Source organism: Pseudomonas sp. SAR267 (assembly GCF_052077595.1).
GTDB lineage: Bacteria > Pseudomonadota > Gammaproteobacteria > Pseudomonadales > Pseudomonadaceae > Aquipseudomonas > Aquipseudomonas vlassakiae.
In genome coordinates this window covers 4,155,578-4,179,813 of the sequence record NZ_JBQIHU010000001.1, presented here as the reverse complement: position 1 = coordinate 4,179,813, position 24,236 = coordinate 4,155,578, and the positions used below count along the sequence as shown (strand labels likewise).

Here is a 24,236-nt window from a genome sequence, read left to right as displayed (position 1 = left end):
GTGAGTGAAGGTTTACACCGACTGGAAAGACTCTTTCCGGTCGATGTAAGGAAAACTGCCTGCTATGGACGCAGGCATAAACCCAACCAATGGCGACGCAACCGGCAAGCGGATCAACACGCTTGCCAATGCCGTCTATCTCCGACTGATGACCCCGCTGGGCAGCTATTGGGCTGACCCTGAACTGGGTTCGCTGCTCTACACCCTGCGTCGTGAAAAGGATAAGTCCCGTGTCGGGCGCCTGGCCGCGCAATACGCTGAAAGCGCACTCAAGCCGATATGGAGTGATGGCCGAGCAACGTCCATCACTGTAAGTGTCGAGCAGCCCCACAACGGCTGGTTACTTCTGAGCGTGGATGTTGTTCAAGCGAATGGCCAGGCCCAGACGTTTACTTACAATGTCAGGGTGATTTGATGCCATTCCAGCCGCCAAGTTACGACAGCGTTCGTGATTCAATCTTACGCGATATTCGCAGCTTGCTGCCCGATGCCGATGTTGGTAGTGACTCCGATAACTTCATTCGCAGTGCGGCTGTTGCCGCTGCAATTGAGGGTTTGTATCAACATCAGGCCTGGATCTATCGGCAAATTTTCCCCGATACCGCTGATGAAGCTGAAATGCTGCACCATGCGGGTAACCGCAATATTCGGCAGCGTGCCGCAGTCGCGGCTACGGGCATGGTTCAGCTCAGCGGGACTGAAGGCGTCCCGCTGAACATTGGCAGCACGTTAAAACATGTGGCCAGTGGCGCTCTGCTGAGTACTTCAGAAGCTGCAACTATCGGTGCCTCGGGCAATGCTCAAGTGCATGTTACTGCGCAGACTGTAGGGTCTGATATGAACGGCCTGTCTGGTGCCGTCATGCTCACCAGTCCGCCGCTTGGTATTGATGCGATGGCGTCTATTAGCATGCCACTTGCGGGAGGCAGTGATATAGAGTCGACCGCATCGGTGCTGGTTCGCCTACTTGATCTGCTCCGCAATCCGCCAGCAGGTGGTGCTGAATATGATTACAGACGTTGGGCGTTGGAAGTTGACGGCGTCGCCTCAGTGACCATCCTGCCCAAGCGGCGCGGCCCAAATACAGTTGATGTCGTCATTACCGGACAAGACGGTGCACCTTCTGATCAGGTTGTCACAGCGTGCGCGACGTACATTGACAGCCTACGCCCTGTTACGGCGGAAGTATTTGTTTATGGCCCCCTAATCAAAACGCTCGATGCAAAGGCAAAGGTCGAGTTGGCAAGCGGCTATACCCTCGCAGATGTTCAGGCGGCCGCACAATCTGCATATAACGAGGAACTAACCGCCCTGAAACCCGACGTAGGCTTCAAGCGCAATCGCATTGGGGTGGTGCTGGGAAATCTTGCTGGCGTTGTTGATTATGAGCTGATTGAACCCCAGTCGAACATATCTGCCACTAATATAGACGGTGCGGTAGGCTGGATCAGGCCAGGCACGTTGAGTTTAGAGGAAATGACTTGAGCAACTTGCTTGCACAGCTCCGGTTAATGTTGCCGCCTGAGTCATACGACGGCGCTGCCCCTAATCTTTCGGCCCTTCTAACTGCCGAAGCTAACGCTCTAGCCCTGGCACAGAACAGCGGCGAGCGTGTGTATGACCAAACTTGGCCCGAGACAGGAGCGGCGCTTGATGAATGGGAGCGTGTTCTAGGGCTTCCGGATCATTGTGTAGTTGGCGAAAACTTGGCTGTCCGCCAGCGCATTGCCGCTGTAATGGCGAAGTTGAACGGCGTAGGCGGCCAATCAAAGGCATTCTTCATTCAACTTGCTGAAAGCCTTGGGTATGCCGTCACTATCACTGAGTTTAAGCCGGCCCGTGCAGGAATAGCGGTCGCAGGTGATGCCATTCATGGGCCCGGTTGGACATCAGCCTGGATGATCAACGCCGAGCCCGTAAACGTATTTGTTGCGCGAGCCGGTAGCGCCGCTGCCGGTGAGCCATTGGCTGTATGGGGCAACAAATTACTTGAGTGTCGAATTAGTGCAATGAAACCTGCCCATACAACTCTTCTTTTCAGCTATGGAGCTAAATAATGCAAAAGATCGGTGACAGCACCAATACCGCTGACAACTCTGGAGAATTCACTGAAGGTAGTGCGGCAGGTGGTATTAAAGCGACCCAGATCAGGGCGGATTGGCTGAACGCTGTTCAGCGCGAACTGCTTAACGTAATTGAAGCCGCTGGACTATCGGCAGATGTAAACAACGACAGTCAGTTGCTCCAGGCTGTTCGGGCCATCGCTGGTGCAGCGGCTGAATTCCCTAACATTGGCAAAAAGCCAACAACGTTGGGGGGGTACGGCATTACCGATGCCTACACTCAGGCGCAAGTGAACAATTTCCTGGCTGGCAAGGCGGCTAATGCCAACACATTGGCGGGTTATGGCATTACCGACGCCTACACGCAAGCACAAATGAATAACTTGCTTTCTGGCAAGGCGGCCAATGCCAACACACTGGCGGGTTATGGCATTACCGACGCCTACACGCAGGCTCAAGTGAACAACTTCCTGGCTGGCAAGGCGGCCAATGCCACTACGCTGGCTGGTTACGGCATTACCGACGCCTATACGCAGGCGCAAGTGAATAACTTCCTAGCTGGCAAGGCGGCCAATGCCACTACGCTGGCCGGTTACGGCATTACCGACGGAGTTCCGATTCGCAACCCTCTCTCCAACGGGTTAGATGTCTATGGCGGTGACCTAGCGTTTTTGACGGCCAATGCCGAGGCGTCGATTGCGCTTAACTGCTACTACACCGGGCAACAATGGCTACGTCGAGACGAGTCCAAAACCGCTATTTGTCTTGGAGTTTCCCGTTCTCAAGGGCTGTTCGTCGCCCGTGCTGAAGCGGGAACAGGCGCAATCAGTTGGGCGACAAGCGGCCTTCTCGATACCAGCTTGGCATTTACTAAGCCGCAAGTTACGGCGTTGTTGGCAGACAAGTTGAGGGCCGGAGACTTCGGCCTAGGCGGCTATGCGCCAATATTCCCAGGTAACGATCTGAACACTCAGTACGACGGTACTTCCTGGTTCCGAACTACCACAGGCTGCCTAAATGTGCCTCCAGGTGCGAATCCACAAGGCTCTCAAGTTCGGCATGAAGTGTGGGGGCTGGGGGTTGTACAGCAGACTTTCCGCGAGCATCTGACCGCACGCGAGTGGCATCGCGCCAGCGATTCATACGTGTTCGGTCCCTGGATCGAGGTCGTCACCAACATGGTGGGTGCCGTTCAGGCCTTTGCAACGACTGTAGCCCCTACTGGTTGGCTTGTTGCAGATGGTTCGCAAGTGCTGCGCGCCAACTATCCGGCTTTGCTGGCGGCCACAAACGGCGCCTTCGGTTGGGGCAACGGTTCCACGACGTTCAACCTGCCTGACATGCGAGCCGAAGTGATTCGAGGGCTGGACCTTGGTCGTGGCGTCAACCCTGGGCGTGCACTCGGCTCCATTGAGCTGGATGCGATGCAGGGGCACGGCCATGCAAACACCAACCAAATTAACGGGATGTCCGGAGGCTCGGGGGAGTTCCTGTCTCATAACAACGGTGTGACCAGCTCCAGCAGCACCTCTCGCATTCTCGGACCGGTTGATCTGGCTGGCTATGGGACCGTCCGCGTGGCGAGCGAAACGCGCATGCGCAACGTTGCGATGCTCTGGTGCATCAAGTACTGACCTAGGAGTGGCATATGCAAGCTAAGAAAGAGCTGGATCTAACGATTTACCACGCTCACCCGGTTACCGGTGAGTTCATCGGTGTGGGTGAGGCGCGAATAGACCCGCTGGATGACACTTTCCTGCTGATTCCTGCGCATGCCTGCCAGGTCAAGCCACCAGAAGTCAGCGCCCAGCAGGCTGCGGTTCTGGCGGATGGTGAGTGGTCGGTGAAGCCTGACTATCGGGGGTTGATCTACTCCACCAGCACGGGTGAGGCCCATCAGTACCACGACATTGGCGAACTGCCCGAAGGTTTCACCTCGGTGAAATGGCCTGGCGAGGACTTCGTATGGACTAGCGAAGGCTGGGAGCTTGATACGGTAGCGCGAGCAGCCCGAGAGGCTGAGCGAGAGCGCGCCTGGCGAAACGAAGAGGTAGACCGGGTCAAGTGGCTGCGCGAGCGCCACCGTGACGAGCAGGAGATGCAGGAGCCAACCACGCTGACAGCAGAGCAGTACGCCGAGGTGCTGAGTTACTTGCAGCTGCTGCGCAATTGGCCCCAGTCAGAGCTCTTCCCTGATTCGAGCCAGCGACCTGCGATCCCCGAGGGGGTCGCCCTGGCGCTGGCGACGGAAGACTGAGGCTAGTGCCAAAGAGCGTGCTTGGCGGTGCCAAATCCGCCGCGCGCCTACACAACGAGTGGGGGTTCTCCAACCGCATGCTGGATAACTGTCTGGCATTGGCCAACGCCCGCTGAGAAGCTCCTGACTCGAGGTTTTTGCCGCCTCTAAGACCGAGCGCCGCCCGCGCGGCGCATCGCGGGCAAGCCCGCTCCCACATCTATTTCGGGCCAATGTCTCCTGTGCCGCCAACAGGATCCGCCTTGGTGCATGACTGGAGACAGGTGGAGCGGCATCAGCGCCCACCGAGATGTATCGTCATGCCAACAAGGCGGTCCCTGTTGGCGGCACAGGAGTGACTGGCCCGAAACAGATGTGGGAGCGGGCTTGCCCGCGATGCGCCGCGCGGGCGGCGCTCGATCTCATAGGCGCTAAAAATCCCAAGGCAAACACCCCGGCCCCACACGATCTTTACCTTTTCCTAACAATTCCAGCCTTGACCTGACCATAAGATGATAAGCATTATCATTCACCTTTCGTCGGCCAGGTCCCCCCGTGAGTCAGTCCCGGTTCAACTCCGTCTTCCTCGTCCAGCGCCTTTCCCTGCTGCGCACCCTGCAACGCATGGTAGGCAACCCCAGCACCGCCGAGGACCTGCTGCAGGAAACCTACCTGCGGGTGGCGCGCGCCTTGGGCGAGCGGCCCATCGAACACCTCGAGCCCTTCGTGTTCCAGACTGCCCGCAACCTCGCCCTGGACCACCTGCGCACGCGGCGGGTGCAGGCGCGCATGCTGGTCGACGATGTGCCCGACGAGGTGCTGCATAATGTCGCCTCTCCGCTGGGCAGCAGCGAAGACGCCGCCCACGCCGAACAACTGCTCAAGCACCTGAGCGTCAGCCTCAACCAACTGACTGAGCGCCAGCAGCGCATCTTCATCCTCAGCCGCCTGCACGGCGCCAGCTACCTGGAGATTGCCGAGCAACTGCACGTCTCGGCCAGCACCGTTCAGAAGGAACTGAAACTGATCATGGCGATCTGCATGGGCGTGGCCGATCGGCTCAAATGAGCCGACCGCAGGCGTGCAGAATGTGGCGTAATCCTTGCCATGCTTCGCCCCAGCCTTGATCATTCGCAAAAATTGCCGCAAGGACCCACCGTGACCGACAGCCCCGTCACTCGCTCGTCAGCTACCGGGCCCGACGCCCGCGCCCGTGCGCTGGACGAGGCGCTGGACTGGCTCGTGCGCCTGCAATGCGCCAGCGAGGCCGACACCCTCGCCTTCGAACAATGGCTCAGCGCAGCACCGGAAAACGCCGAAGCCTACGTCGAGGCCGAAGCCTTGTGGAACGGCACCCCGCTGCGCCTGGCTGCCCTGCACCTGCACCAGCATCAACGCCGCTCGCTGCGCGGGCGCCTGCGGGCGCACTGGAAGCCACTGGCGACCGCCGCCGTGCTGCTGGTCGGGCTGTTCACGTTCGGCAACCTGCCGGTGCGCCTGCAGGCGGACCACCTGACCGTGGTCGGCGAGCGCCAGCGCCTGGAGCTGGATGACGGTGCCAAGGTCCTGCTCAACACCAATTCCGCCTTCGCCAGCGACCAGCAGGGCGGCCGCCAGGTCGCACGCCTGCTGCAAGGCGAGGCGTACTTCCAGGTGCCCGGTGACGCCAAGCTGCCGCTGGAAGTGCAGGCGGGGCCCGTGCGTGCGCACGTGCGCGACACCGATTTCGCCGTGCGCTACCTTGACGGCGAGGCTCAGGTTCGCGTGCAGCGCGGCGACGTCGACCTGCAAGCCGCCAGCGACCAGCGCATTCGCCTCAGTGCCGGCGACAGCATCAGTGTCGGCCCGCACGGTTTCGGCCAGCGCCAGCGCCCGGACATGCACAAGGACCTGGCCTGGGTCGACGGCCGCCTGGTGTTCGAGAACTGCCCGTTAAGCCAGGTACTGGCGGAAGTGCGGCGCTATTACCCCGGCTGGATCATCAACCGCAACGACCACCTCGGCGACATGGCGGTGACCGGCAACTACCGTCTCGACCAGCCGCTGGAAACGCTACGCGCCCTGGCCCATATCACTTCTGCGCAGCTGCACGAATTCCCCGCCGTCGTGATCATCAACTGACCGACAAGTTTTTTTACGCGATCGCGCAACCCCGCCCGTCTCGTTATAGCCAATGCAACTGATTCTTGTTTGAAAACAAGAACGGTCATCACCTATAGCAGTTCGCGCGTCAGGGAGCGCTTTCGATGTTCACAGGTCCATCTCGCCCGTCCACACGTCCTCGCCGTACCGGTCAGCTGTCGCTGCTGACCCTGGCGCTACTCGCCAGCGGAGCCTGCAGCCTGCCGGCGCTGGCCGCCGAACCGGCACAGGCCAGCAGCCCACGCATGGGCGATTACCGCTTCAACATTGCCCAGCAGCCTTTGGTCGAGGCGATCAATGCCTTCAGCAAGGTCACCGGCTGGCAGGTTGGCTTCAGCGCCGAATTGGCGGAAGGCGTGGCATCGCCGGGCGTGCAGGGGGCGCTGCCAGCGGAGGCCGCACTCAAGCGCCTGCTCCAGGGCACGGGCCTGAGCTTGCGCAAGATCAGCAACGGTAACGTGGTGCTCGAACGCCAGACGGCGGGCAACGTCATCGCCCTGCAGCAGATGACCGTCAGCGCCACCCGTAACGCCCAGGACGTGAGCCAGGTACCGAGCACCGTGACCGTGCAGACCCGCGAGCAACTGGACCGGCAAAACGTCAACAATATCCAAGAGCTGGTACGTTACGAACCGGGTGTGTCGGTAGGAGGCACAGGCCAGCGCAGTGGCCTGAACGGCTACAACATCCGCGGCATCGACGGCGAGCGCGTGCTCACCCAGATAGACGGCGTGTCGATCCCCGACAGCTTTTTCTACGGCCCCTACGCCCAGACCCAGCGCAATTACGTCGACCCCGAAATCGTCAAGCGCGTGGAAATCCTTCGCGGCCCGGCTTCTGTGCTGTACGGCAGCAACGCCATCGGCGGCGCGGTGAGCTACTTCACCCTCGACCCGGACGACATCATCAAGCCTGGCAAGGATGTGGGCGCGCGCCTGAAGACCGGCTACAGCTCGGCCGATGACAGCTGGCTGACCTCGGCAACGGTGGCAGGCCGCACGGGTGAGTTCGACGGCCTGCTGCACCTGAGCCAGCGCAACGGCCACGAGACCGAGTCCTACGGTAGCCACGGCGGCACCGGCCTGTCGCGCACCGAGGCCAACCCGGAAGACGTGCGTACCACCAATGTCCTGGCCAAGCTCGGCTGGAACTACGCCGACGATGCCCGCCTGGGGTTGACCTACGAGCGTTACAAGGATGACCGCGACCAGAACATCCTCAGCGCCGTCGGTGGCCCGTTCACCAACGGCACCGGCCTGGGCATGTACCGCAGCCGCACCGGCAACGACACCGTGACCCGCGAGCGCTTCGGCATCAACCATGAGTTCGGCCTGGATTCGTTGGTCGCCGACCACGTGAAATGGAGCCTGAACTACCAGATCGCCAAGACCGACCAGAGCACCGAGGAGGTCTACTTCCCGTTCAGCCGCACCGTGCTGCGCACCCGCGACACCACCTACAAGGACCGCCAGTGGGTGTTCGACGCCCAGCTGGACAAGGCCTTCAGCGTCGGCGCCACCGACCACCTGCTGACCTACGGCACCACCCTCAAGCACGAGAAAGTCACCGGTTCGCGCAGCGGCACCGGCACCTGCCTGGCAGTCGGTGGCACCTGCCGCGCCATCGGCCAGGTCAGCACCAGCGATGCCCAGGCGCTGGTCAGCGACTTCCCGGACCCGACCGTGAACACCTACAGCCTGTTCGTGCAGGATGAAATCCGCTGGAACAACTGGACCTTCATGCCCGGCGCGCGCTACGACTACACGCGCATGGAGCCGAAGTTCACCGAGGAGTTCCTGCGTGGCATCCAGGGCTCAGGCACCGCCCCGAGCAGCCTCGACGACTCGGACAAGAAATGGCACCGCGTCTCGCCCAAGTTCGGCCTGACCTACGCCTTCAACGACAACTACACCTGGTATGGCCAGTACGCCGAAGGCTTCCGCACCCCGACAGCCAAGTCGATGTACGGGCGCTTCGAAAACCCGACCTTGGGCTACAGCGTGCAGGGCAACCCCGGGCTCGAGCCGGAAAAGAGCAAGAGCTACGAAACAGGCCTGCGTGGCAACTTCGACGCCGGCAACTTCGACGTGGCGGTGTTCTACAACAAGTACCGCGACTTCATCGACGAAGATGCCGTGCAGTCGGCCAACCTGGAAACCACGTTCCAGGCCAACAACATCAAGCACGCCACCATCAAGGGCGCCGAGCTCAAGGGCCGCCTGAACCTCGACCACTTCGGTGCCCCGCAGGGCCTGTATACCCAGGCCTCGATCGCCTATGCCCGTGGCCGCAACGATGACAACGGTCAACCGCTGAACAGCGTCAACCCGCTGACCGGCGTGTTCGGTCTGGGCTACGAGCAGTCCAGCTATGGCGGCCTGCTGAGCTGGACCCTGGTCAAGCGCAAGACCCGCGTCGACGACACCACCTTCTTCGCGCCGGACGGTCAGAGCTCGCAGTTCCGTACCCCGGGCTACGGCGTGCTCGACCTGAGCGGCTTCTACAAAGTGACCGACGACGTTACCGTCAACGCCGGGCTGTACAACCTGACCGACAAGAAATACTGGCAATGGGATTCGGTGCGTGGCTACGACGGCCAGGGTGAAGCGGGCGTGACCCAGCCGGCCAACCTCGACCGCCTGACCATGCCGGGGCGCAATTTCGCCGTCAATGTGGTGTGGGATATCTGACTGTAGGAGCGGCCTTGCGTCGCGAAAGGGCCGCAAAGCGGCCCCAGGATATTGCAGCACTACTCAAATATCTGGGGCTGCTGCGCAGCCCTTTCGCGACACAAGGCCGCTCCTACAGAGCCAGCATCGCGAAACACCACAAAATCCCAGTTTTTTTACTGTACCCGCCCCGCTGTTTCGTCTTGTCACTAGACGCCCTCATTTACCAAGGACACACCCATGACCGACCGCCCAGCCCTGCGCTCGCAACGCCTGAACCAGGCCACTCACGCTCCGCACAGCGAGCTCGACGCCCTGGTCAAGTCCCACGCGCCATTCGACAGCCGCGAAAGCTTCGCCCGCTTCGTCGTCGCCCAATACCTGTTCCAGGCCGAACTGCAGGCCCTGTACAACGACCCAAAACTGAACGCCATCGTCCCCGATCTGGCCGAGCGCTGCCGCGCCGAACAGGCCCGCCTGGACCTCGCCGACCTGAACACCGATATCCCGGCCGCCCTGCCCGGCGCCCTGCACAATCCGACCCTGGGTGAAGCCATGGGCTGGATCTTCGTCTCGGAAGGCTCCAAACTTGGTGCTGCGTTTCTGATCAAGCGTGCCGCGGCCCTGCAACTGTCCGACAGTTTCGGCGCCCGTCACCTCGGCGAGCCGGCCGGTGGCCGTGCCGAAGGCTGGAAGCAGTTCACCCGCATCCTCGATGGCCTGGCGTTGTCGCCTGAGGAAGATGCCGCCGCCGAGCGCGCCGCAGTGGCCGCCTTCGAGCGCTTTACCGAACTGCTCAAGCATGCCTACGCCGCCGATGCCGCACTGGCCTGAGATGCATCAGCCGGCCACCTCCCCGGTGGCCGGACGTTCATGCAGTGAGACCATGACCCGACCCGCCCGCTCTAAACTGTCGCGCCTGCTGTACGGCATCCTGGCTTACGTAAGCCTGGGGATAGGCCTGGTCGCCATCGTCATCCCCGGCCTGCCGACCACCGAGTTCATCCTGCTGGCTGCCTGGGCGGCGACGCGCAGCTCGCCGCGCCTGTCCGCCTGGCTGGAGAACCACCGCCTGTTCGGGCCGATCCTGTACAACTGGCGCAATGGCAAGGTGATCCAGCGCCGTGCCAAGGTCAGTGCTACCGTCAGCATGCTGCTGTGCGCAGGCCTTATGCTGGTCTTCCTCGATCACCACTGGCCAGTGTTTCTGGCAATTGCCGGCATGACCCTGGGCAACCTGTGGATCTGGTCGCGACCGGAGCAGCCCTGCCCCGCTGCTTCACAGGCTCAACAGCCCTGAATACAGCAGGTAGGCAGCCAGTGCCGCCCCCGCCAGCACTGCCGCAAAAATCAGCTTTTCCCAGGCGGTGAACAGCGCCTGCCCTTGCTCGCGCTTGGCCCGGGCAAACAGGATGACCCCTGGGGCGTAGAGCAGCGCCGACAGCAGCAAGTACTTGAGGCCGCCCGCATACAACAGCCACACCGCGTAGAGCAACGCCAGCGCTGCCACCAGCAGGTCCTTGCGCCGCAGCCCTGCCTGCCCTTCGTAGCTTTCCCCGCGCCAGGCCAGCAGCACCGCGTACGCCGCCGACCACAGGTAGGGCACCAGAATCATCGATGACGCCAGGTAGATCAGGCTCGTGTAAGTCCCCGCTGAAACCAGCGTGATCAGCAGGAAGCCCTGGATCATGCAGTTGGTCAGCCACAGGGCATTGGCCGGCACGTGGTTGGCGTTTTCCTTGGCCAGGAAGCGCGGCATGGTCTTGTCGCGTGCGGTGGCGTAGAGGATCTCGGCACACAACAGTGCCCACGAGAGCAACGCCCCCAGCAACGACACGGCCAGGCCAAGGCTGATCAACAGGCCGCCCCAAGGGCCGACGATATGCTCCAGCACCGAGGCCAACGACGGATTCTGCAACCCGGCCAGCTCCGGCTGGGTCATTACGCCCAGCGAAAGCACGTTGACCAGCACCAGCAGCGCCAGCACGCCGAGAAAGCCGATCACCGTGGCCTTGCCGACGTCGGAACGGCGCTGAGCCCGCCCGGAATACACACTGGCACCTTCTATACCGATGAACACGAACACCGTGACCAGCATCATGTTGCGCACCTGGTCCAGCACATTGCCGAACTGTGGGTTGCTCATGCCCCAGATATCACGGGTAAAGATGTCCGCGCGGAAAGCAAAGGCGGCGATGACCACGAAGATCAGCAGCGGCACCACCTTGGCCACGGTGGTCACCTGGTTGATGAACGCCGCTTCCTTGATGCCTCGCAGCACCAGGAAATGCACTGCCCACAACAACAACGAGGCGCAGCCGATTGCAATCGGCGTATTGCCTTCGCCAAACACCGGAAAGTAGAAGCCCAGGGTGCTGAACAGCAGCACGAAGTAGCCGACGTTGCCCAGCCAGGCGCTGATCCAGTAACCCCAGGCCGAGGAGAACCCCATGTACTCGCCGAACCCGGCCTTGGCGTAGGCGTAGACCCCCGAATCCAGTTCGGGCTTGCGGTTGGCCAGGGTCTGGAACACGAACGCCAGTGCCAGCATCCCCACCGCAGTGATTGCCCAGCCGATCAGCACGGCTCCGACGTCGGCGCGTGCTGCCATGTTCTGCGGCAGCGAGAAGATGCCGCCGCCAATCATCGAGCCGACCACCAGTGCGATCAGTGCACCCAGACGCAGCTTTTGTCCCGGTTCGCTCATGGGGCTCCCTTTTTTCCGAGCTGTCATGCGTTTGCAACAGACATGGGCGCCATATAAAAGCGATTACTTATATGGCTAAAACCCTTACACCTATAGCACTCATAACCACAATGTCTATAAACCTGCGCCCTTAAAAACTAGCACCTGCCCAGCAACTAGCAAAGCATTTGATAAAACTCGATATTTTTGTGAAAAATTTGCGAAAGCGTTAAAAGCGGCTAGCTTCAACACTCGCAGGCTAAACAGAGCGTTTGCTCTAGTCGTACATGGAGGTGCCAGCTCGCAAGGCCTGCAGCATGGCTATCGGCACTTCCAGGAGCCGCGCGAAGGAAATTTCCTACCCTCGCGTAGCCAAGAACTGACACAAGTCAGGTCGTGGCCCCGGCGTCAGATTTATTCTGTCGTCAACTTTCTCCTGGCAGGAGTTGTTAAATGTCTGATTCATCCGGAAAACTAAAGCTCGGCGCGTTAGTTGCACTTGTAGTCGGCTCGATGATTGGCGGCGGGATCTTCTCGCTGCCGCAAAACATGGCCGCCAGTGCTGGCGTGGGTGCAGTCCTGATCGGCTGGGCAATCACCGCAGTCGGCATGCTGACCCTTGCGTTCGTGTTCCAGACCCTGGCCAACCGCAAGCCTGACCTGGATGGCGGTGTGTACGCCTATGCCAAGGCCGGCTTCGGCGATTACATGGGCTTCTCTTCAGCCTGGGGCTACTGGATCAGTGCCTGGCTGGGCAACGTCGGTTACTTCGTGCTGCTGTTCAGCACCCTGGGCTACTTCTTCCCGATCTTCGGCGAAGGCAACACCCCGGCGGCGATCATCGGCGCCTCGGTGCTGCTCTGGGCCGTTCACTTCCTGGTACTGCGTGGCATCAAGGAAGCGGCGTTCATCAACCTGGTCACCACCGTGGCCAAGGTCGTGCCCCTGGTGCTGTTCGCCCTGATCTGCCTGTTCGCCTTCAAACTCGACATCTTCACCGCCGATATCTGGGCCGTGGGCACGCCCGACCTGGGCGGCGTGATGAACCAGGTTCGCAACATGATGCTGGTCACCGTGTGGGTGTTCATCGGCATCGAGGGCGCAAGCATCTTCTCGTCCCGGGCGGAAAAACGCTCCGACGTGGGCAAGGCTACGGTCATCGGCTTCATCACCGTGTTGCTGTTCCTGGTGCTGGTCAACGTGCTGTCGCTGGGCATCATGACCCAACCGGAACTGGCCAAGCTGCAGAACCCGTCGATGGCCGCAGTGCTTGAACACGTGGTCGGCCACTGGGGCGCGGTGCTGATCAGCGTCGGCCTGATCATCTCGCTGCTCGGGGCCCTGCTCTCGTGGGTACTGCTGTGCGCCGAGATCATGTTCGCCGCTGCCAAGGACCACACCATGCCGGAGTTCCTGCGCCGCGAGAACGCCAACCATGTGCCGGCCAACGCCCTGTGGCTGACCAACGCCATGGTGCAGATATTCCTGGTCATCACCCTGTTCTCCAACAGTACCTACCTGTCGCTGATCTACCTCGCCACCTCGATGATCCTGGTGCCGTACCTGTGGTCGGCGGCTTATGCCTTCCTGCTGGCACTGCGCAGCGAAACCTATGAGCAGGCCCTTGCCGAGCGGCAGAAGGATCTGATCATCGGCGGCATCGCGCTGCTATACGCCGTCTGGCTGCTGTATGCCGGCGGCGTGAAATACCTGCTGCTCTCGGCCCTGCTCTACGCCCCTGGCGCGATCCTGTTCGCCAAGGCCAAGCGCGAGGTAGGCCAACCCATCTTCACCAACGTGGAAAAACTGATCTTCGCAGCCGTGGTCATCGGTGCCCTGGTGGCAGCCTTCGGCCTGTATGACGGCTTCCTGACCCTTTGACCCACGTCTTCGTTCAATTGGAGGAATGAAACCATGTCCGCTGAAAAACAGAAGTACGGTGTCCACTCCGAAGCCGGCAAGCTGCGCAAGGTAATGGTTTGCGCCCCCGGGCTGGCGCACAAGCGGCTGACGCCAAGCAACTGTGACGAGCTGCTGTTCGATGACGTGATCTGGGTCGATCAGGCCAAGCGTGACCATTTCGACTTCGTCACCAAGATGCGTGAACGCGGCGTCGATGTGTTGGAGATGCACAACCTGCTGACCGATATCGTCCAGCAACCCGAAGCCCTGAAATGGATCCTCGACCGCAAGATCACCGATGACACCGTTGGCGTGGGCCTGAACAACGAGGTGCGCAGCTGGCTCGAAGGCCAGGAGCCCCGCCACCTGGCCGAATTCCTGATCGGCGGCGTGGCCGGCCAGGACCTGCCACAGAGCGCAGGTGCCGACGTGGTCAAGATGTACAACGACTACCTGGGCCATTCCAGTTTCATCCTGCCTCCGCTGCCCAACACCCAGTTCACCCGTGATACCACCTGCTGGATCTACGGCGGGGTGACGCTCAACCCGATGTACTGGCCGGCGCGACGCCAGGAAACCCTGCTGACCACCGCCATCTACAAGTTCCACAAGGAATTCACCAACGCCGATTTCCAGGTGTGGTACGGCGATCCGGACAAGGACCACGGTCAATCCACCCTCGAAGGGGGGGACGTGATGCCGATCGGCAACGGCATCGTGCTGATCGGCATGGGCGAGCGCACCTCGCGCCAGGCCATTGGCCAACTGGCACGCAACCTGTTCGCCAAGGGCGCGGTGAAGGAAGTCATCGTCGCCGGCCTGCCGAAGTCGCGTGCCGCCATGCACCTGGACACCGTGTTCAGCTTCTGCGACCGCGACCTGGTCACGGTCTTCCCGGAAGTGGTGAAAGAGATCGTGCCGTTCATCATCCGCCCGGACGAAAGCAAGCCCTACGGCATGGACGTGCGGCGCATCGACAAGTCGTTCATCGAGGTGGTCGGCGAGCAACTTGGCGTCAAGCTGCGCGTGGTCGAGACCGGCGGCAACAGCTTCGCCGCGGAGCGCGAACAGTGGGATGACGGCAACAACGTGGTGGCCATCGAACCTGGCGTGGTTATCGGCTACGACCGCAACACCTACACCAACACCTTGCTGCGCAAGGCCGGCATCGAGGTCATCACCATCAGCGCCGGCGAACTGGGCCGGGGCCGTGGCGGCGGCCACTGCATGACCTGCCCGATCGTGCGCGACCCGATCGACTACTAACGCCCATTACCCCCGGCCGCCCTCACGAAGCGGCGGCCGGTGCGTTCACCAAACTCAAGGAGAAAAGTCATGGCGTTCAACATTCACAACCGCAACCTGCTCAGCCTCGAACACCACACCACCCGCGAGCTGAAATACCTGCTGGACCTGTCCCGCGACCTCAAGCGCGCCAAGTACACTGGCACCGAGCAGCAGCACCTGAAGGGCAACAACATCGCCCTGATCTTCGAGAAGACCTCCACCCGTACCCGCTGCGCCTTCGAAGTCGCCGCCTATGACCAGGGCGCCAACGTTACCTACATCGACCCCACCTCCTCGCAGATCGGCCACAAGGAAAGCATGAAGGACACCGCCCGCGTACTCGGGCGCATGTACGACGCCATCGAATACCGCGGCTTCAAGCAGGAAATCGTCGAAGAACTGGCCAAGTACGCTGGTGTGCCGGTGTTCAATGGCCTGACCGATGAATACCACCCGACCCAGATGATCGCCGACGTGCTGACCATGCGTGAGCACAGCGACAAGCCACTGCACGACATCAGCTACGCCTACCTGGGCGATGCCCGCAACAACATGGGTAATTCGCTGCTGTTGATCGGCGCCAAGCTTGGCATGGACGTGCGCATCGCCGCGCCCAAGGCGCTGTGGCCACATGAAGACCTGGTCGAGCGTTGCCACAAGTACGCCGAAGAGAGCGGCGCGCGCATTACCCTGACCGAAGATCCCAAGGCTGCGGTCAAGGGCGTCGACTTCATCCACACCGACGTCTGGGTGTCGATGGGCGAGCCGATCGAAGCCTGGGGCGAGCGCATCAAGCAGCTCAAGCCCTACCAGGTGAACAAGGAGCTGATGAAAGCCAGCGGCAACCCACGGACCAAGTTCATGCACTGCCTGCCGGCCTTCCACAACTCCGAGACCAAGGTCGGCAAGCAGATTGCCGAACAATATCCGGATCTGGCCAACGGCATCGAAGTGACCGATGACGTGTTCGAGTCGCCGGCGTGCATTGCCTTCGAGCAAGCGGAAAACCGCATGCACACCATCAAGGCGATCCTGGTTTCGACCCTGGCTGACCTGTAAGGGCTGACTCGCCAGGCCGGGCAACCCGGATCCCTGTAGGAGCGGGTTCACCCGCGAAGGCGCCAGCCCAGACAGCACCGCTGGTGCTGCTGACGCCTTCGCGGGTAGACCCGCTCCCACAGGGGGCGGTGTTCGCCCGCCGAGTAGCGCTCATTTCTTTAGATAAAGGACATTCCCCATGCGTATCGTTGTTGCACTGGGCGGCAACGCCCTCCTGCGCCGTGGCGAACCCATGACCGCTGACAACCAGCGCGCCAATATCCGCACGGCCACCGAACAGATCGCCAAGATCCATCCTGGCAACGAACTGGTCATCGCCCACGGCAACGGCCCGCAGGTCGGCCTGCTGGCCCTGCAAGGCCTGTCGTACAAGCCCGACGAGGCCTACCCGCTGGACGTGCTCGGCGCCGAGACCGAAGGCATGATCGGCTACATGATCGAACAGGAGCTGGGCAACCTGCTGGACTTCGAAGTGCCGTTCGCCACCCTCCTGACCCAAGTGGAAGTGGATGCCAACGACCCGGCCTTCAAGGACCCGAGCAAGTTCATCGGCCCGGTCTACAGCAAGGAAGAGGCCGAGCGCCTGGCCAAGGAAAAAGGCTGGGTGGTCAAGCCCGACGGCGACAAGTACCGCCGCGTGGTCGCCAGCCCGAAACCCAAGCGCATCTTTGAAATCCGCCCGATCAAGTGGCTGCTGGAAAAGAGCAGCATCGTGATCTGCGCCGGCGGTGGCGGCATCCCCACCATGTACGACGAGAACAAGAAGCTCAAAGGCATCGAGGCGGTGATCGACAAGGACCTGTGTTCGGCGCTGCTGGCCGAACAGCTGGAAGCCGACCTTCTGGTAATCGCCACCGACGTCGATGGCGCCTACATTGACTGGGGCAAGCCGACGCAGAAAGCCATCGCCCAGGCCCACCCCGACGAACTCGAACGCCTTGGCTTTGCGGCCGGCTCCATGGGGCCTAAAGTGCAGGCTGCCTGCGACTTTGCCCGCCACACTGGCAAAGTGGCGGTGATCAGCTCGCTGGAAAACATCGAGGGCATCGTCAAAGGCACCGCCGGCACCCGCGTGAGCACCGAAAAGCCAGGTATCAGCTACCGTTGATTGCAGTGGGCGGGCTTACGGGGCCCGCCATTCACCTTCCGGAGGAGTTTGCCATGGCCCAGTTCCACCCCGGTCATGTACATATCGAGCGCACTGCGCTGACCAAGAACGACCACAGTTACGATCTCAACATCGAGTACGAAGCGTTGTCAGATCCCAAGGAAGGCAGAGGCATCCAGTTCCGCATGCATGGCAGCATCGAGGGCAAGACCGTCGATGAAAAGTTCTTCCTGGCCAAGGACCAGGTGCTACCAAGCTTTCTCATGGTCGCCTCGCGCAAGGCCCAGTCCTATCTCGCGCCGCACCAGAAGTTCGAAACGCTGGGTTCGCCTCACAAGCTGTACGACGCCATGTTCGAAGACATTCGCCAGAAGCTGGACGTAAAATCGGGCGACCCGATCAAGCCTGAACACCTCGAATGAGGGCATGATCCTGGGGCCGCAAAGCGGCCCCGACGATGTTGAGGCATACTATCGCCTTCCCCGGCCACAACTCCCGCCCACCATGCGCATCCACGTCAGCTTCATCGACCGCGTCGGTATCACCCAGGAAGTCCTCGCCCTGCTCGGTGCCCGCAACCTCAACCTGGATGCCGTGGAAATGGTCCCGCCAAACGTCTACATCGACGCCCCGACCCTCAGCCCGGCGGTGCTCGAAGAGCTCCACGACGCACTGTTCGAAGTCCATGGAGTGCAGTCGGTGGACGTGGTCGACATCCTCCCCGGCCAGCGCCGCCACCTGCAGCTCGACGCCCTGCTCGCCGCCATGAGCGACCCGGTGCTGGCGGTCGACAGCGCAGGCAAGGTGCTGCTGGCCAACCCGGCGCTGATCGCCCTGTGCGGCCGCGAATCCGCCGGGCGCTCGGTGGGCGAACTGTTTGACGATGCCGACCTGCTGCAGGCCTTGCTGGACAACAACTTCCACCTGCCAATGCGCGAGATGCAGCTCAACGGCCAGAGCCTGTTGCTGGACGCCTCGCCGATCACCAACGCCGGAGGCCTGCTGACCCTCTACCCGCCCAACCGCATGGGCGAACGCCTGTCGGCCCTGCACCACGACCATGCCGAAGGCTTCGATGCGCTGCTGGGCGAATCCCCGGCGATCCGCACCCTCAAGGCCCGCGCCCTGCGCGTGGCGGCCCTCGATGCGCCGCTGCTGGTGCACGGCGAAACCGGTACCGGCAAGGAACTGGTGGCCCGCGCCTGCCATGCCATCAGCAGCCGTCAGGCAGCGCCATTCCTCGCACTGAACTGCGCCGCGCTGCCCGAAAGCCTGGCCGAGAGCGAACTGTTCGGCTACGCCCCAGGCGCCTTCACCGGTGCCCAGCGCGGCGGCAAGCCGGGGCTGATGGAACTGGCCAACCAAGGCACGGTGTTTCTCGACGAGATCGGCGAAATGTCGCCGTACCTGCAGGCCAAGCTGCTGCGCTTTCTCAGCGACGGCAGCTTCCGCCGGGTAGGTGGCGACCGCGAGGTGAAGGTGGACGTGCGCATCATCAGCGCCACCCACCGCGACCTCGAACGCATGGTCGCCGAAGGCACTTTCCGTGAAGACCTGTTCTACCGGCTGAATGTACTCAACCTGCAGGTACCGCCGCTGCGTGATCGTGGCCAGGACATCCTCATACTGGCGCATTACTTCATGCAGCAGGCCTGCACGCAGATTCAGCGCCCACCTTGCCGCCTCACCCCGGCCACCCATGCGGCGCTGCTGGCCAACCCTTGGCCAGGCAACGTGCGGCAACTGCAGAACGTGATTTTCCGCGCGGCGGCGATCTGCGAGAGCAATCTGGTGGATATCGGAGACCTGGACATCGCCGGCACTTCGGTGGCGCGTGGGCAGGATGGCGACGTGGCCAGCCTGGAGCAGGCGGTGGGCGATTTCGAGCGTGAACTGCTGCAGCGCTTGTATGCCAGCTACCCGTCCACCCGGCAGCTGGCCGGGCGGCTCCAGACTTCGCATACCGCGATTGCACAACGGTTGCGCAAGTACGGCATTGCAAGCAAGAGCTGAAATTTGGCTGACCGTATCGATTTCACTACATCGTAGCGTTTTCGATACAAGCTCTTCTAAGGGCGCGTTTACAAGGGCTTGATAGGCCAGCCGTTTTTGACCCAGCCTCATCTGTATCGTTTTCATTCCACGACAATGAAAACGGGCTTCAGATAAAATTGCAAGCTGTTGATTTGTAAGGTTTTTTCTGAGTGGCAGCATTTTTGCTATGGGAATCCTAACCAAGAGCGCGGACCCACCGCGCCCAACGCCCTGCTTCCCGAGGATTCCCCATGAGCGAGTTGCGTTTCACCGAAGATCACGAATGGCTGCGCGTCGAAGCCGACGGTAGCGTCACCGTGGGCATCACTGCCTACGCCCAGAACGCCCTTGGCGATGTGGTCTATGTGCAACTGCCCGAGCTGCAGCAGTACGAAAAAGGTGCCGAAGCCTCCACCGTCGAGTCGGTCAAAGCCGCCAGCGGCGTGTACATGCCCCTGGCTGGTGAAGTGGTCGCCGTCAACGAAGACCTCAACGACAGCCCCGAACTGGTCAACGAAGACCCGCTGGGCGAAGGCTGGTTCTTCCGCTTCATCCCCGCAAACATGAGCGAAGTAACAGCCCTGCTGGACCAGGACGCCTACGACCGCCTGATCAAAGCCAACGACGACGCCTGAGGAATCCGATCATGACTATCAACCTCGGCACCGCCAACGAATTCATCGCCCGTCACATCGGCCCGCGCGCCGCCGACGAGCAGGCCATGCTCGCCGCCCTGGGCTTCGACTCGCTGGAAGCCATGAGCGCCGCCGTCATCCCCGACAGCATCAAGGGCACCAGCGTGCTCGGCTCGGAAGACGGCCAGAGCGAGGCCGATGCCCTCGCAGCGCTGAAATCCATCGCCGGCAAGAATGAACTGTTCAAGAGCTACATCGGCCAGGGCTACTACAACACCCACACCCCGGCCCCGATCTTGCGCAACCTGCTGGAAAACCCAGCCTGGTACACCGCCTACACCCCGTACCAACCAGAAATTTCCCAAGGCCGCCTGGAAGCGCTGCTGAACTTCCAGACCCTGATCAGCGACCTCACCGGCCTGCCGATCGCCAACGCATCCTTGCTCGACGAAGCCACCGCCGCTGCCGAAGCCATGACCTTCTGCAAGCGCCTGTCGAAAAACAAGGCCAGCCACGCCTTCTTCGCCTCCGTGCACTGCCACCCGCAGACCCTCGACGTGCTGCGCACCCGTGCCGAGCCACTGGGCATCGAGATCGTGGTCGGCGACGAGCGTGAACTGGGCGATGTCAGTGCCTTCTTCGGCGCCCTGCTGCAATACCCGGCCAGCAACGGCGAAGTGTTCGACTACCGCGCAGTGGTCGAGCGTTTCCACGCCGCCAACGCCCTGGTCGCGGTTGCCGCCGACCTGCTGGCCCTGACCCTGCTGACCCCGCCAGGCGAATTCGACGCCGACGTGGCCATCGGCAGCGCCCAGCGCTTCGGCGTGCCACTGGGCTTCGGTGGCCCGCACGCGGCCTACTTCGCCACGCGTGATGCCTTCAAGCGCGACATGCCCGGCCGTCTGGTCGGTGTGTCGATCGACCGCTTCGGCAAGACCGCTCTGCGCCTGGCCATGCAAACCCGTGAACAGCACATCCGCCGCGAGAAGGCCACCAGCAACATCTGCACCGCCCAGGTGCTGCTGGCCAACATCGCCAGCATGTTCGCCGTGTACCACGGCCCGGCCGGCCTCAAGCGCATTGCCGAACGCACTCACGCGCTGACTTCGATTCTGGCTGCCGGCCTGAAAACCCTGGGCCTGGAAGTGGTGGGCGAAACCGCCTTCGATACCCTGACCCTGGCCACCGGCAGCGCCACTGCCAGCCTGCACGACAAGGCCCGCGCCCAGCGCATCAACCTGCGCCAGATCGACGCCGCTCACCTTGGCCTGTCACTCGACGAAACCAGCACCCAGGCCGACGTCGAGGCCCTCTGGCAACTGTTCGGCGCTGACCAGGCCCAGCCTGACTTCGCCGCCCTGGCCGCCAGCACCGGTTCGCGCCTGCCGGTCGCCCTGCTGCGCCAGTCGGCGATCCTCGAGCACCCGGTGTTCAACCGCTACCACAGCGAAACCGAGCTGATGCGCTACCTGCGCCGCCTGGCCGACAAGGACCTGGCGCTGGACCGCAGCATGATCCCGCTGGGCTCGTGCACCATGAAGCTCAACGCCGCCAGCGAAATGATCCCGGTGACCTGGGCCGAATTCGGCAACCTGCACCCGTTCGCCCCGGCCGCGCAGAGCCAGGGCTACCTGCAGATGACCAACGAGCTGGAAGCCATGCTCTGCGCCGCCACCGGCTACGACGCCGTGTCGCTGCAGCCCAACGCCGGCTCCCAGGGTGAGTACGCAGGCCTCTTGGCCATCCGTGCGTACCATCGCAGCCGTGGCGAAGGCCACCGCGACATCTGCCTGATCCCGTCTTCGGCCCACGGCACCAACCCGGCAACCGCGCACATGGCCGGCATGCGTGTGGTGGTCACCACCTGTGATGCCCGTGGCAACGTCGATGTCGAGGACCTGCGGGCCAAGGCCATCGAACACCGCGAGCGCCTGGCCGCGATCATGATCACCTACCCTTCGACCCATGGCGTGTTCGAGGAAGCGATCGGCGAAATCTGCGCGATCATTCACGACAATGGCGGCCAGGTTTACATCGACGGCGCCAACATGAATGCCATGGTCGGCCTCTGCGCGCCGGGCAAGTTCGGCGGCGACGTGTCGCACCTGAACCTGCACAAGACCTTCTGCATCCCGCACGGCGGTGGCGGTCCGGGCGTCGGCCCGATCGGCGTCAAGTCGCACCTGGCGCCATTCCTGCCAGGCCACGCTGCGCTTGAAAACACCGAAGGCGCGGTGTGCGCCGCGCCGTTCGGCAGCGCCAGCATCCTGCCAATCACCTGGATGTACATTCGCATGATGGGCGGTGCTGGCCTCAAGCGTGCTTCGCAAATGGCGATCCTCAACGCCAACTACATCGCCCGCCGCCTGGAAGAGCACTATCCTGTCCTGTACACCGGTGGCAACGGCCTGGTCGCCCACGAATGCATCCTCGACCTGCGCCCGCTCAAGGACACCAGCGGCATCAGCGTCGATGACGTGGCCAAGCGCCTGATCGACTTCGGTTTCCATGCACCGACCATGTCGTTCCCGGTGGCCGGCACGCTGATGATCGAACCGACCGAAAGCGAGTCCAAGCAAGAACTGGATCGCTTCTGCGATGCGATGATCCAGATTCGCGAAGAGATCCGTGCGGTGGAAAACGGCAGCCTGGACAAGGACGACAATCCGCTGAAGAACGCCCCGCACACCGCGGCCGAGCTGGTTGGCGAATGGGCCCACGGCTACAGCCGCGAGCAGGCGGTGTACCCACTGCCGAGCCTGGTGGAAGGCAAGTACTGGCCGCCGGTCGGTCGGGTCGACAACGTGTTCGGTGACCGCAACCTGGTCTGCGCCTGCCCGTCGATCGAGAGCTATCAGGACGCCTGAGGCGGCCTTTAGGAAGCTGGGGCCGCTTTGCGGCCCAATCGCGACGCAAGGCCGCTCCCACAGGGACCGCGCCGCTCTTTGTGGGAGCGGCCTTGTGTCGCGAAAGGGCTGCGTAGCAGCCCCAAAGATCTTCAGGAGGAACCACCATGTCACTGAGCGTCTTCGACCTGTTCAAGATCGGCATCGGCCCCTCCAGCTCCCACACGGTCGGCCCGATGCGCGCCGCTGCACGCTTTGCCGAAGGGCTGCGCCGCGATGGCCTGCTGGCCAGCACCGTTTGCGTCAAGGCCGAGCTGTATGGCTCGCTCGGCGCCACCGGTAAAGGCCACGGCAGCGACAAGGCGGTATTGCTCGGCCTGGAAGGCGAGCACCCAGATACCGTCGACACTGAATCCATCCCCGCCCGCCTGCAGGCCATCCGCACCAGCGGCCAGCTCAGCCTGCTGGGTGAGCAGACCATCGCCTTCGTTGAGAAGCAGCACCTGGCGATGATCCGCAAACCCTTGGCCTATCACCCCAACGGCATGATCTTTCGTGCTTTCGATGCCGCCGGCCTGCAAATCCGCAGCCGCGAATACTACTCGGTGGGCGGCGGCTTCGTGGTTGACGAAGACGCCGCCGGCCAGGACCGCATCGTCGAGGACAGCACCGTGCTGGCCTTGCCGTTCAAGACCGCCAAGGAGCTGCTCGGCCACTGCACCGCGCAGCACCTGTCGATCAGCCAGGTGATGCTGGCCAACGAAGCCGCCTGGCGCCCGGAAGCCGAGACCCGCGCCGGGCTGCTGCGCATCTGGCAAGTCATGCAGAACTGCGTCGAGGCCGGCTGCCGCCATGAGGGCATCCTGCCTGGCGGGCTCAAGGTCAAGCGCCGTGCTCCGGCGTTGTACCGGCAGCTTAGCCGCCACCCGGAAGCGAGCCTGCGCGATGCCCTGTCGGTACTCGACTGGGTCAACCTCTACGCCTTGGCAGTCAATGAGGAAAACGCCTACGGCGGGCGCGTGGTCACCGCACCGACCAATGGTGCAGCGGGTATCGTCCCTGCAGTTCTGCACTACTACATGCGCTTCGTCCCTGGCGCCAGCGAGGACGGCGTGGTGCGTTTTCTACTCACCGCTGCCGCGATCGGCATCCTCTACAAGGAAAACGCCTCGATTTCCGGCGCCGAGGTCGGCTGCCAGGGCGAGGTCGGCGTGGCCTGTTCGATGGCCGCAGGCGCCCTGTGCGAAGTGATGGGCGGTACCCCGCAACAAGTGGAAAACGCTGCTGAAATCGGCATGGAGCACAACCTGGGCCTGACCTGCGACCCGATCGGCGGCCTGGTTCAGGTGCCCTGCATCGAGCGCAATGCCATGGGCTCGGTTAAAGCCATCAATGCCGTGCGCCTGGCCCTGCGCGGCGACGGGCAGCACTACGTGTCGCTCGACAAGGTGATCCGCACCATGCGCCAGACCGGCGCCGACATGAAAAGCAAATACAAGGAGACCGCCCGCGGCGGTCTGGCCGTCAACATCATCGAATGTTGACCCGACAATAAACCAAGGAGTCATC

Annotated in this window: 20 protein-coding genes; 19 read left to right on the top strand and 1 reads right to left on the bottom strand. The window is 62.2% G+C overall.

Annotation, left to right across the window (positions count from 1 at the left end; genetic code table 11):
* Positions 1-64: 64 nt before the first annotated feature.
* From ACTORR_RS19630 to ACTORR_RS19585, 10 genes are all read left to right on the top strand, one after another.
* A complete protein-coding gene (locus ACTORR_RS19630) occupies positions 65-415 on the top strand; it encodes a phage GP46 family protein (protein WP_441343782.1) in 351 nt (116 codons plus the stop codon).
* Positions 415-1,485, top strand: coding sequence for a baseplate J/gp47 family protein (locus tag ACTORR_RS19625; RefSeq protein ID WP_441343781.1), 1,071 nt, complete (start codon positions 415-417; stop codon positions 1,483-1,485). The genes ACTORR_RS19630 and ACTORR_RS19625 overlap by 1 nt, the downstream gene beginning before the upstream one ends.
* Positions 1,482-2,057: a YmfQ family protein gene (locus tag ACTORR_RS19620; RefSeq protein WP_441343780.1), complete on the top strand. Its 576-nt coding sequence runs from the start codon at positions 1,482-1,484 to the stop codon at positions 2,055-2,057. The genes ACTORR_RS19625 and ACTORR_RS19620 overlap by 4 nt, the downstream gene beginning before the upstream one ends.
* On the top strand, positions 2,057-3,697 hold the full coding sequence (locus tag ACTORR_RS19615; RefSeq protein ID WP_441343779.1) for a phage tail protein: 1,641 nt from the start codon (positions 2,057-2,059) through the stop codon (positions 3,695-3,697). Before ACTORR_RS19620 ends, ACTORR_RS19615 begins: the two co-directional genes overlap by 1 nt.
* Before the next feature lie 14 nt (positions 3,698-3,711).
* On the top strand, positions 3,712-4,320 hold the full coding sequence (locus ACTORR_RS19610) for a hypothetical protein (protein WP_441343778.1): 609 nt from the start codon (positions 3,712-3,714) through the stop codon (positions 4,318-4,320).
* Between the two features lie 534 nt (positions 4,321-4,854).
* Positions 4,855-5,367, top strand: a complete 513-nt coding sequence (locus ACTORR_RS19605) for an RNA polymerase sigma factor (RefSeq protein ID WP_441343777.1) — start codon at positions 4,855-4,857, stop codon at positions 5,365-5,367.
* Between the two features lie 90 nt (positions 5,368-5,457).
* Positions 5,458-6,420, top strand: a complete 963-nt coding sequence (locus tag ACTORR_RS19600) for a FecR family protein (protein ID WP_054885990.1) — start codon at positions 5,458-5,460, stop codon at positions 6,418-6,420.
* A 125-nt stretch (positions 6,421-6,545) separates the two neighbouring features.
* Positions 6,546-9,131: a TonB-dependent receptor gene (locus tag ACTORR_RS19595; RefSeq protein ID WP_441343776.1), complete on the top strand. Its 2,586-nt coding sequence runs from the start codon at positions 6,546-6,548 to the stop codon at positions 9,129-9,131.
* 219 nt (positions 9,132-9,350) lie between these two features.
* On the top strand, positions 9,351-9,944 hold the full coding sequence (locus ACTORR_RS19590; protein WP_054885988.1) for a biliverdin-producing heme oxygenase: 594 nt from the start codon (positions 9,351-9,353) through the stop codon (positions 9,942-9,944).
* 52 nt (positions 9,945-9,996) lie between these two features.
* Positions 9,997-10,410 (top strand): YbaN family protein, encoded by a 414-nt coding sequence (locus ACTORR_RS19585; RefSeq protein ID WP_054885987.1) that lies wholly within the window; start codon positions 9,997-9,999, stop codon positions 10,408-10,410.
* On the opposite strand, the gene arcD (ACTORR_RS19580) is transcribed toward ACTORR_RS19585, so the two are convergent.
* Positions 10,390-11,817 carry an arginine-ornithine antiporter gene (gene arcD / locus ACTORR_RS19580; protein ID WP_054885986.1) on the bottom strand — a complete coding sequence of 476 codons (1,428 nt, stop codon included), beginning with the start codon at positions 11,815-11,817 and terminating at the stop codon, positions 10,390-10,392. The two genes, ACTORR_RS19585 and arcD (ACTORR_RS19580), sit on opposite strands and share 21 nt — an antisense overlap.
* Positions 11,818-12,249: 432 nt before the next feature.
* Between arcD (ACTORR_RS19580) and arcD (ACTORR_RS19575) the strand changes: the two genes are divergently transcribed.
* The 9 genes from arcD (ACTORR_RS19575) (at position 12,250) to ACTORR_RS19535 (ending at position 24,211) form a co-directional block, all read left to right on the top strand.
* The gene (gene arcD, locus ACTORR_RS19575; RefSeq protein ID WP_313364782.1) at positions 12,250-13,677 is read left to right on the top strand and encodes an arginine-ornithine antiporter; all 1,428 of its coding nucleotides are present in this window, start codon (positions 12,250-12,252) and stop codon (positions 13,675-13,677) included.
* 33 nt (positions 13,678-13,710) lie between these two features.
* Positions 13,711-14,964: an arginine deiminase gene (arcA, locus tag ACTORR_RS19570; RefSeq protein ID WP_054885984.1), complete on the top strand. Its 1,254-nt coding sequence runs from the start codon at positions 13,711-13,713 to the stop codon at positions 14,962-14,964.
* Positions 14,965-15,033: 69 nt separating this feature from the next.
* Entirely contained in the window at positions 15,034-16,044 is a 1,011-nt protein-coding gene (locus ACTORR_RS19565; RefSeq protein ID WP_054885983.1) for an ornithine carbamoyltransferase, read from the top strand.
* Between the two features lie 178 nt (positions 16,045-16,222).
* Complete coding sequence (gene arcC / locus ACTORR_RS19560) at positions 16,223-17,152, top strand: carbamate kinase (RefSeq protein WP_313364783.1); 930 nt, start codon at positions 16,223-16,225, stop codon at positions 17,150-17,152.
* 53 nt (positions 17,153-17,205) lie between these two features.
* Entirely contained in the window at positions 17,206-17,574 is a 369-nt protein-coding gene (locus tag ACTORR_RS19555; protein ID WP_262109143.1) for a DUF5064 family protein, read from the top strand.
* Between the two features lie 82 nt (positions 17,575-17,656).
* Positions 17,657-19,165, top strand: coding sequence for a sigma-54-dependent transcriptional regulator (locus ACTORR_RS19550; RefSeq protein ID WP_313364784.1), 1,509 nt, complete (start codon positions 17,657-17,659; stop codon positions 19,163-19,165).
* A 272-nt stretch (positions 19,166-19,437) separates the two neighbouring features.
* The gene (gcvH, locus tag ACTORR_RS19545; RefSeq protein WP_054885980.1) at positions 19,438-19,821 is read left to right on the top strand and encodes a glycine cleavage system protein GcvH; all 384 of its coding nucleotides are present in this window, start codon (positions 19,438-19,440) and stop codon (positions 19,819-19,821) included.
* A gap of 11 nt (positions 19,822-19,832) precedes the next feature.
* The gene (gcvP, locus tag ACTORR_RS19540; protein ID WP_441343774.1) at positions 19,833-22,688 is read left to right on the top strand and encodes an aminomethyl-transferring glycine dehydrogenase; all 2,856 of its coding nucleotides are present in this window, start codon (positions 19,833-19,835) and stop codon (positions 22,686-22,688) included.
* A 146-nt stretch (positions 22,689-22,834) separates the two neighbouring features.
* A complete protein-coding gene (locus tag ACTORR_RS19535; protein WP_441343773.1) occupies positions 22,835-24,211 on the top strand; it encodes an L-serine ammonia-lyase in 1,377 nt (458 codons plus the stop codon).
* The last annotated feature ends 25 nt before the right edge of the window (positions 24,212-24,236 follow it).

What these genes read in the sequence shown, in the direction of transcription:
- ACTORR_RS19630 (WP_441343782.1), top strand. Translation starts at nt 65, where the DNA reads ATGGACGCAGGCATAAACCCAACCAATGGCGACGCAACCGGCAAGCGG.
- ACTORR_RS19625 (WP_441343781.1), top strand. Translation starts at nt 415, where the DNA reads ATGCCATTCCAGCCGCCAAGTTACGACAGCGTTCGTGATTCAATCTTA.
- ACTORR_RS19615 (WP_441343779.1), top strand. Translation starts at nt 2,057, where the DNA reads ATGCAAAAGATCGGTGACAGCACCAATACCGCTGACAACTCTGGAGAA.
- ACTORR_RS19610 (WP_441343778.1), top strand. Translation starts at nt 3,712, where the DNA reads ATGCAAGCTAAGAAAGAGCTGGATCTAACGATTTACCACGCTCACCCG.
- ACTORR_RS19595 (WP_441343776.1), top strand. Translation starts at nt 6,546, where the DNA reads ATGTTCACAGGTCCATCTCGCCCGTCCACACGTCCTCGCCGTACCGGT.
- ACTORR_RS19590 (WP_054885988.1), top strand. Translation starts at nt 9,351, where the DNA reads ATGACCGACCGCCCAGCCCTGCGCTCGCAACGCCTGAACCAGGCCACT.
- ACTORR_RS19585 (WP_054885987.1), top strand. Translation starts at nt 9,997, where the DNA reads ATGACCCGACCCGCCCGCTCTAAACTGTCGCGCCTGCTGTACGGCATC.
- arcD (WP_054885986.1), bottom strand. Translation starts at nt 11,817, where the DNA reads ATGAGCGAACCGGGACAAAAGCTGCGTCTGGGTGCACTGATCGCACTG.
- arcD (WP_313364782.1), top strand. Translation starts at nt 12,250, where the DNA reads ATGTCTGATTCATCCGGAAAACTAAAGCTCGGCGCGTTAGTTGCACTT.
- arcA (WP_054885984.1), top strand. Translation starts at nt 13,711, where the DNA reads ATGTCCGCTGAAAAACAGAAGTACGGTGTCCACTCCGAAGCCGGCAAG.
- ACTORR_RS19565 (WP_054885983.1), top strand. Translation starts at nt 15,034, where the DNA reads ATGGCGTTCAACATTCACAACCGCAACCTGCTCAGCCTCGAACACCAC.
- arcC (WP_313364783.1), top strand. Translation starts at nt 16,223, where the DNA reads ATGCGTATCGTTGTTGCACTGGGCGGCAACGCCCTCCTGCGCCGTGGC.
- ACTORR_RS19555 (WP_262109143.1), top strand. Translation starts at nt 17,206, where the DNA reads ATGGCCCAGTTCCACCCCGGTCATGTACATATCGAGCGCACTGCGCTG.
- ACTORR_RS19550 (WP_313364784.1), top strand. Translation starts at nt 17,657, where the DNA reads ATGCGCATCCACGTCAGCTTCATCGACCGCGTCGGTATCACCCAGGAA.
- gcvH (WP_054885980.1), top strand. Translation starts at nt 19,438, where the DNA reads ATGAGCGAGTTGCGTTTCACCGAAGATCACGAATGGCTGCGCGTCGAA.
- gcvP (WP_441343774.1), top strand. Translation starts at nt 19,833, where the DNA reads ATGACTATCAACCTCGGCACCGCCAACGAATTCATCGCCCGTCACATC.
- ACTORR_RS19535 (WP_441343773.1), top strand. Translation starts at nt 22,835, where the DNA reads ATGTCACTGAGCGTCTTCGACCTGTTCAAGATCGGCATCGGCCCCTCC.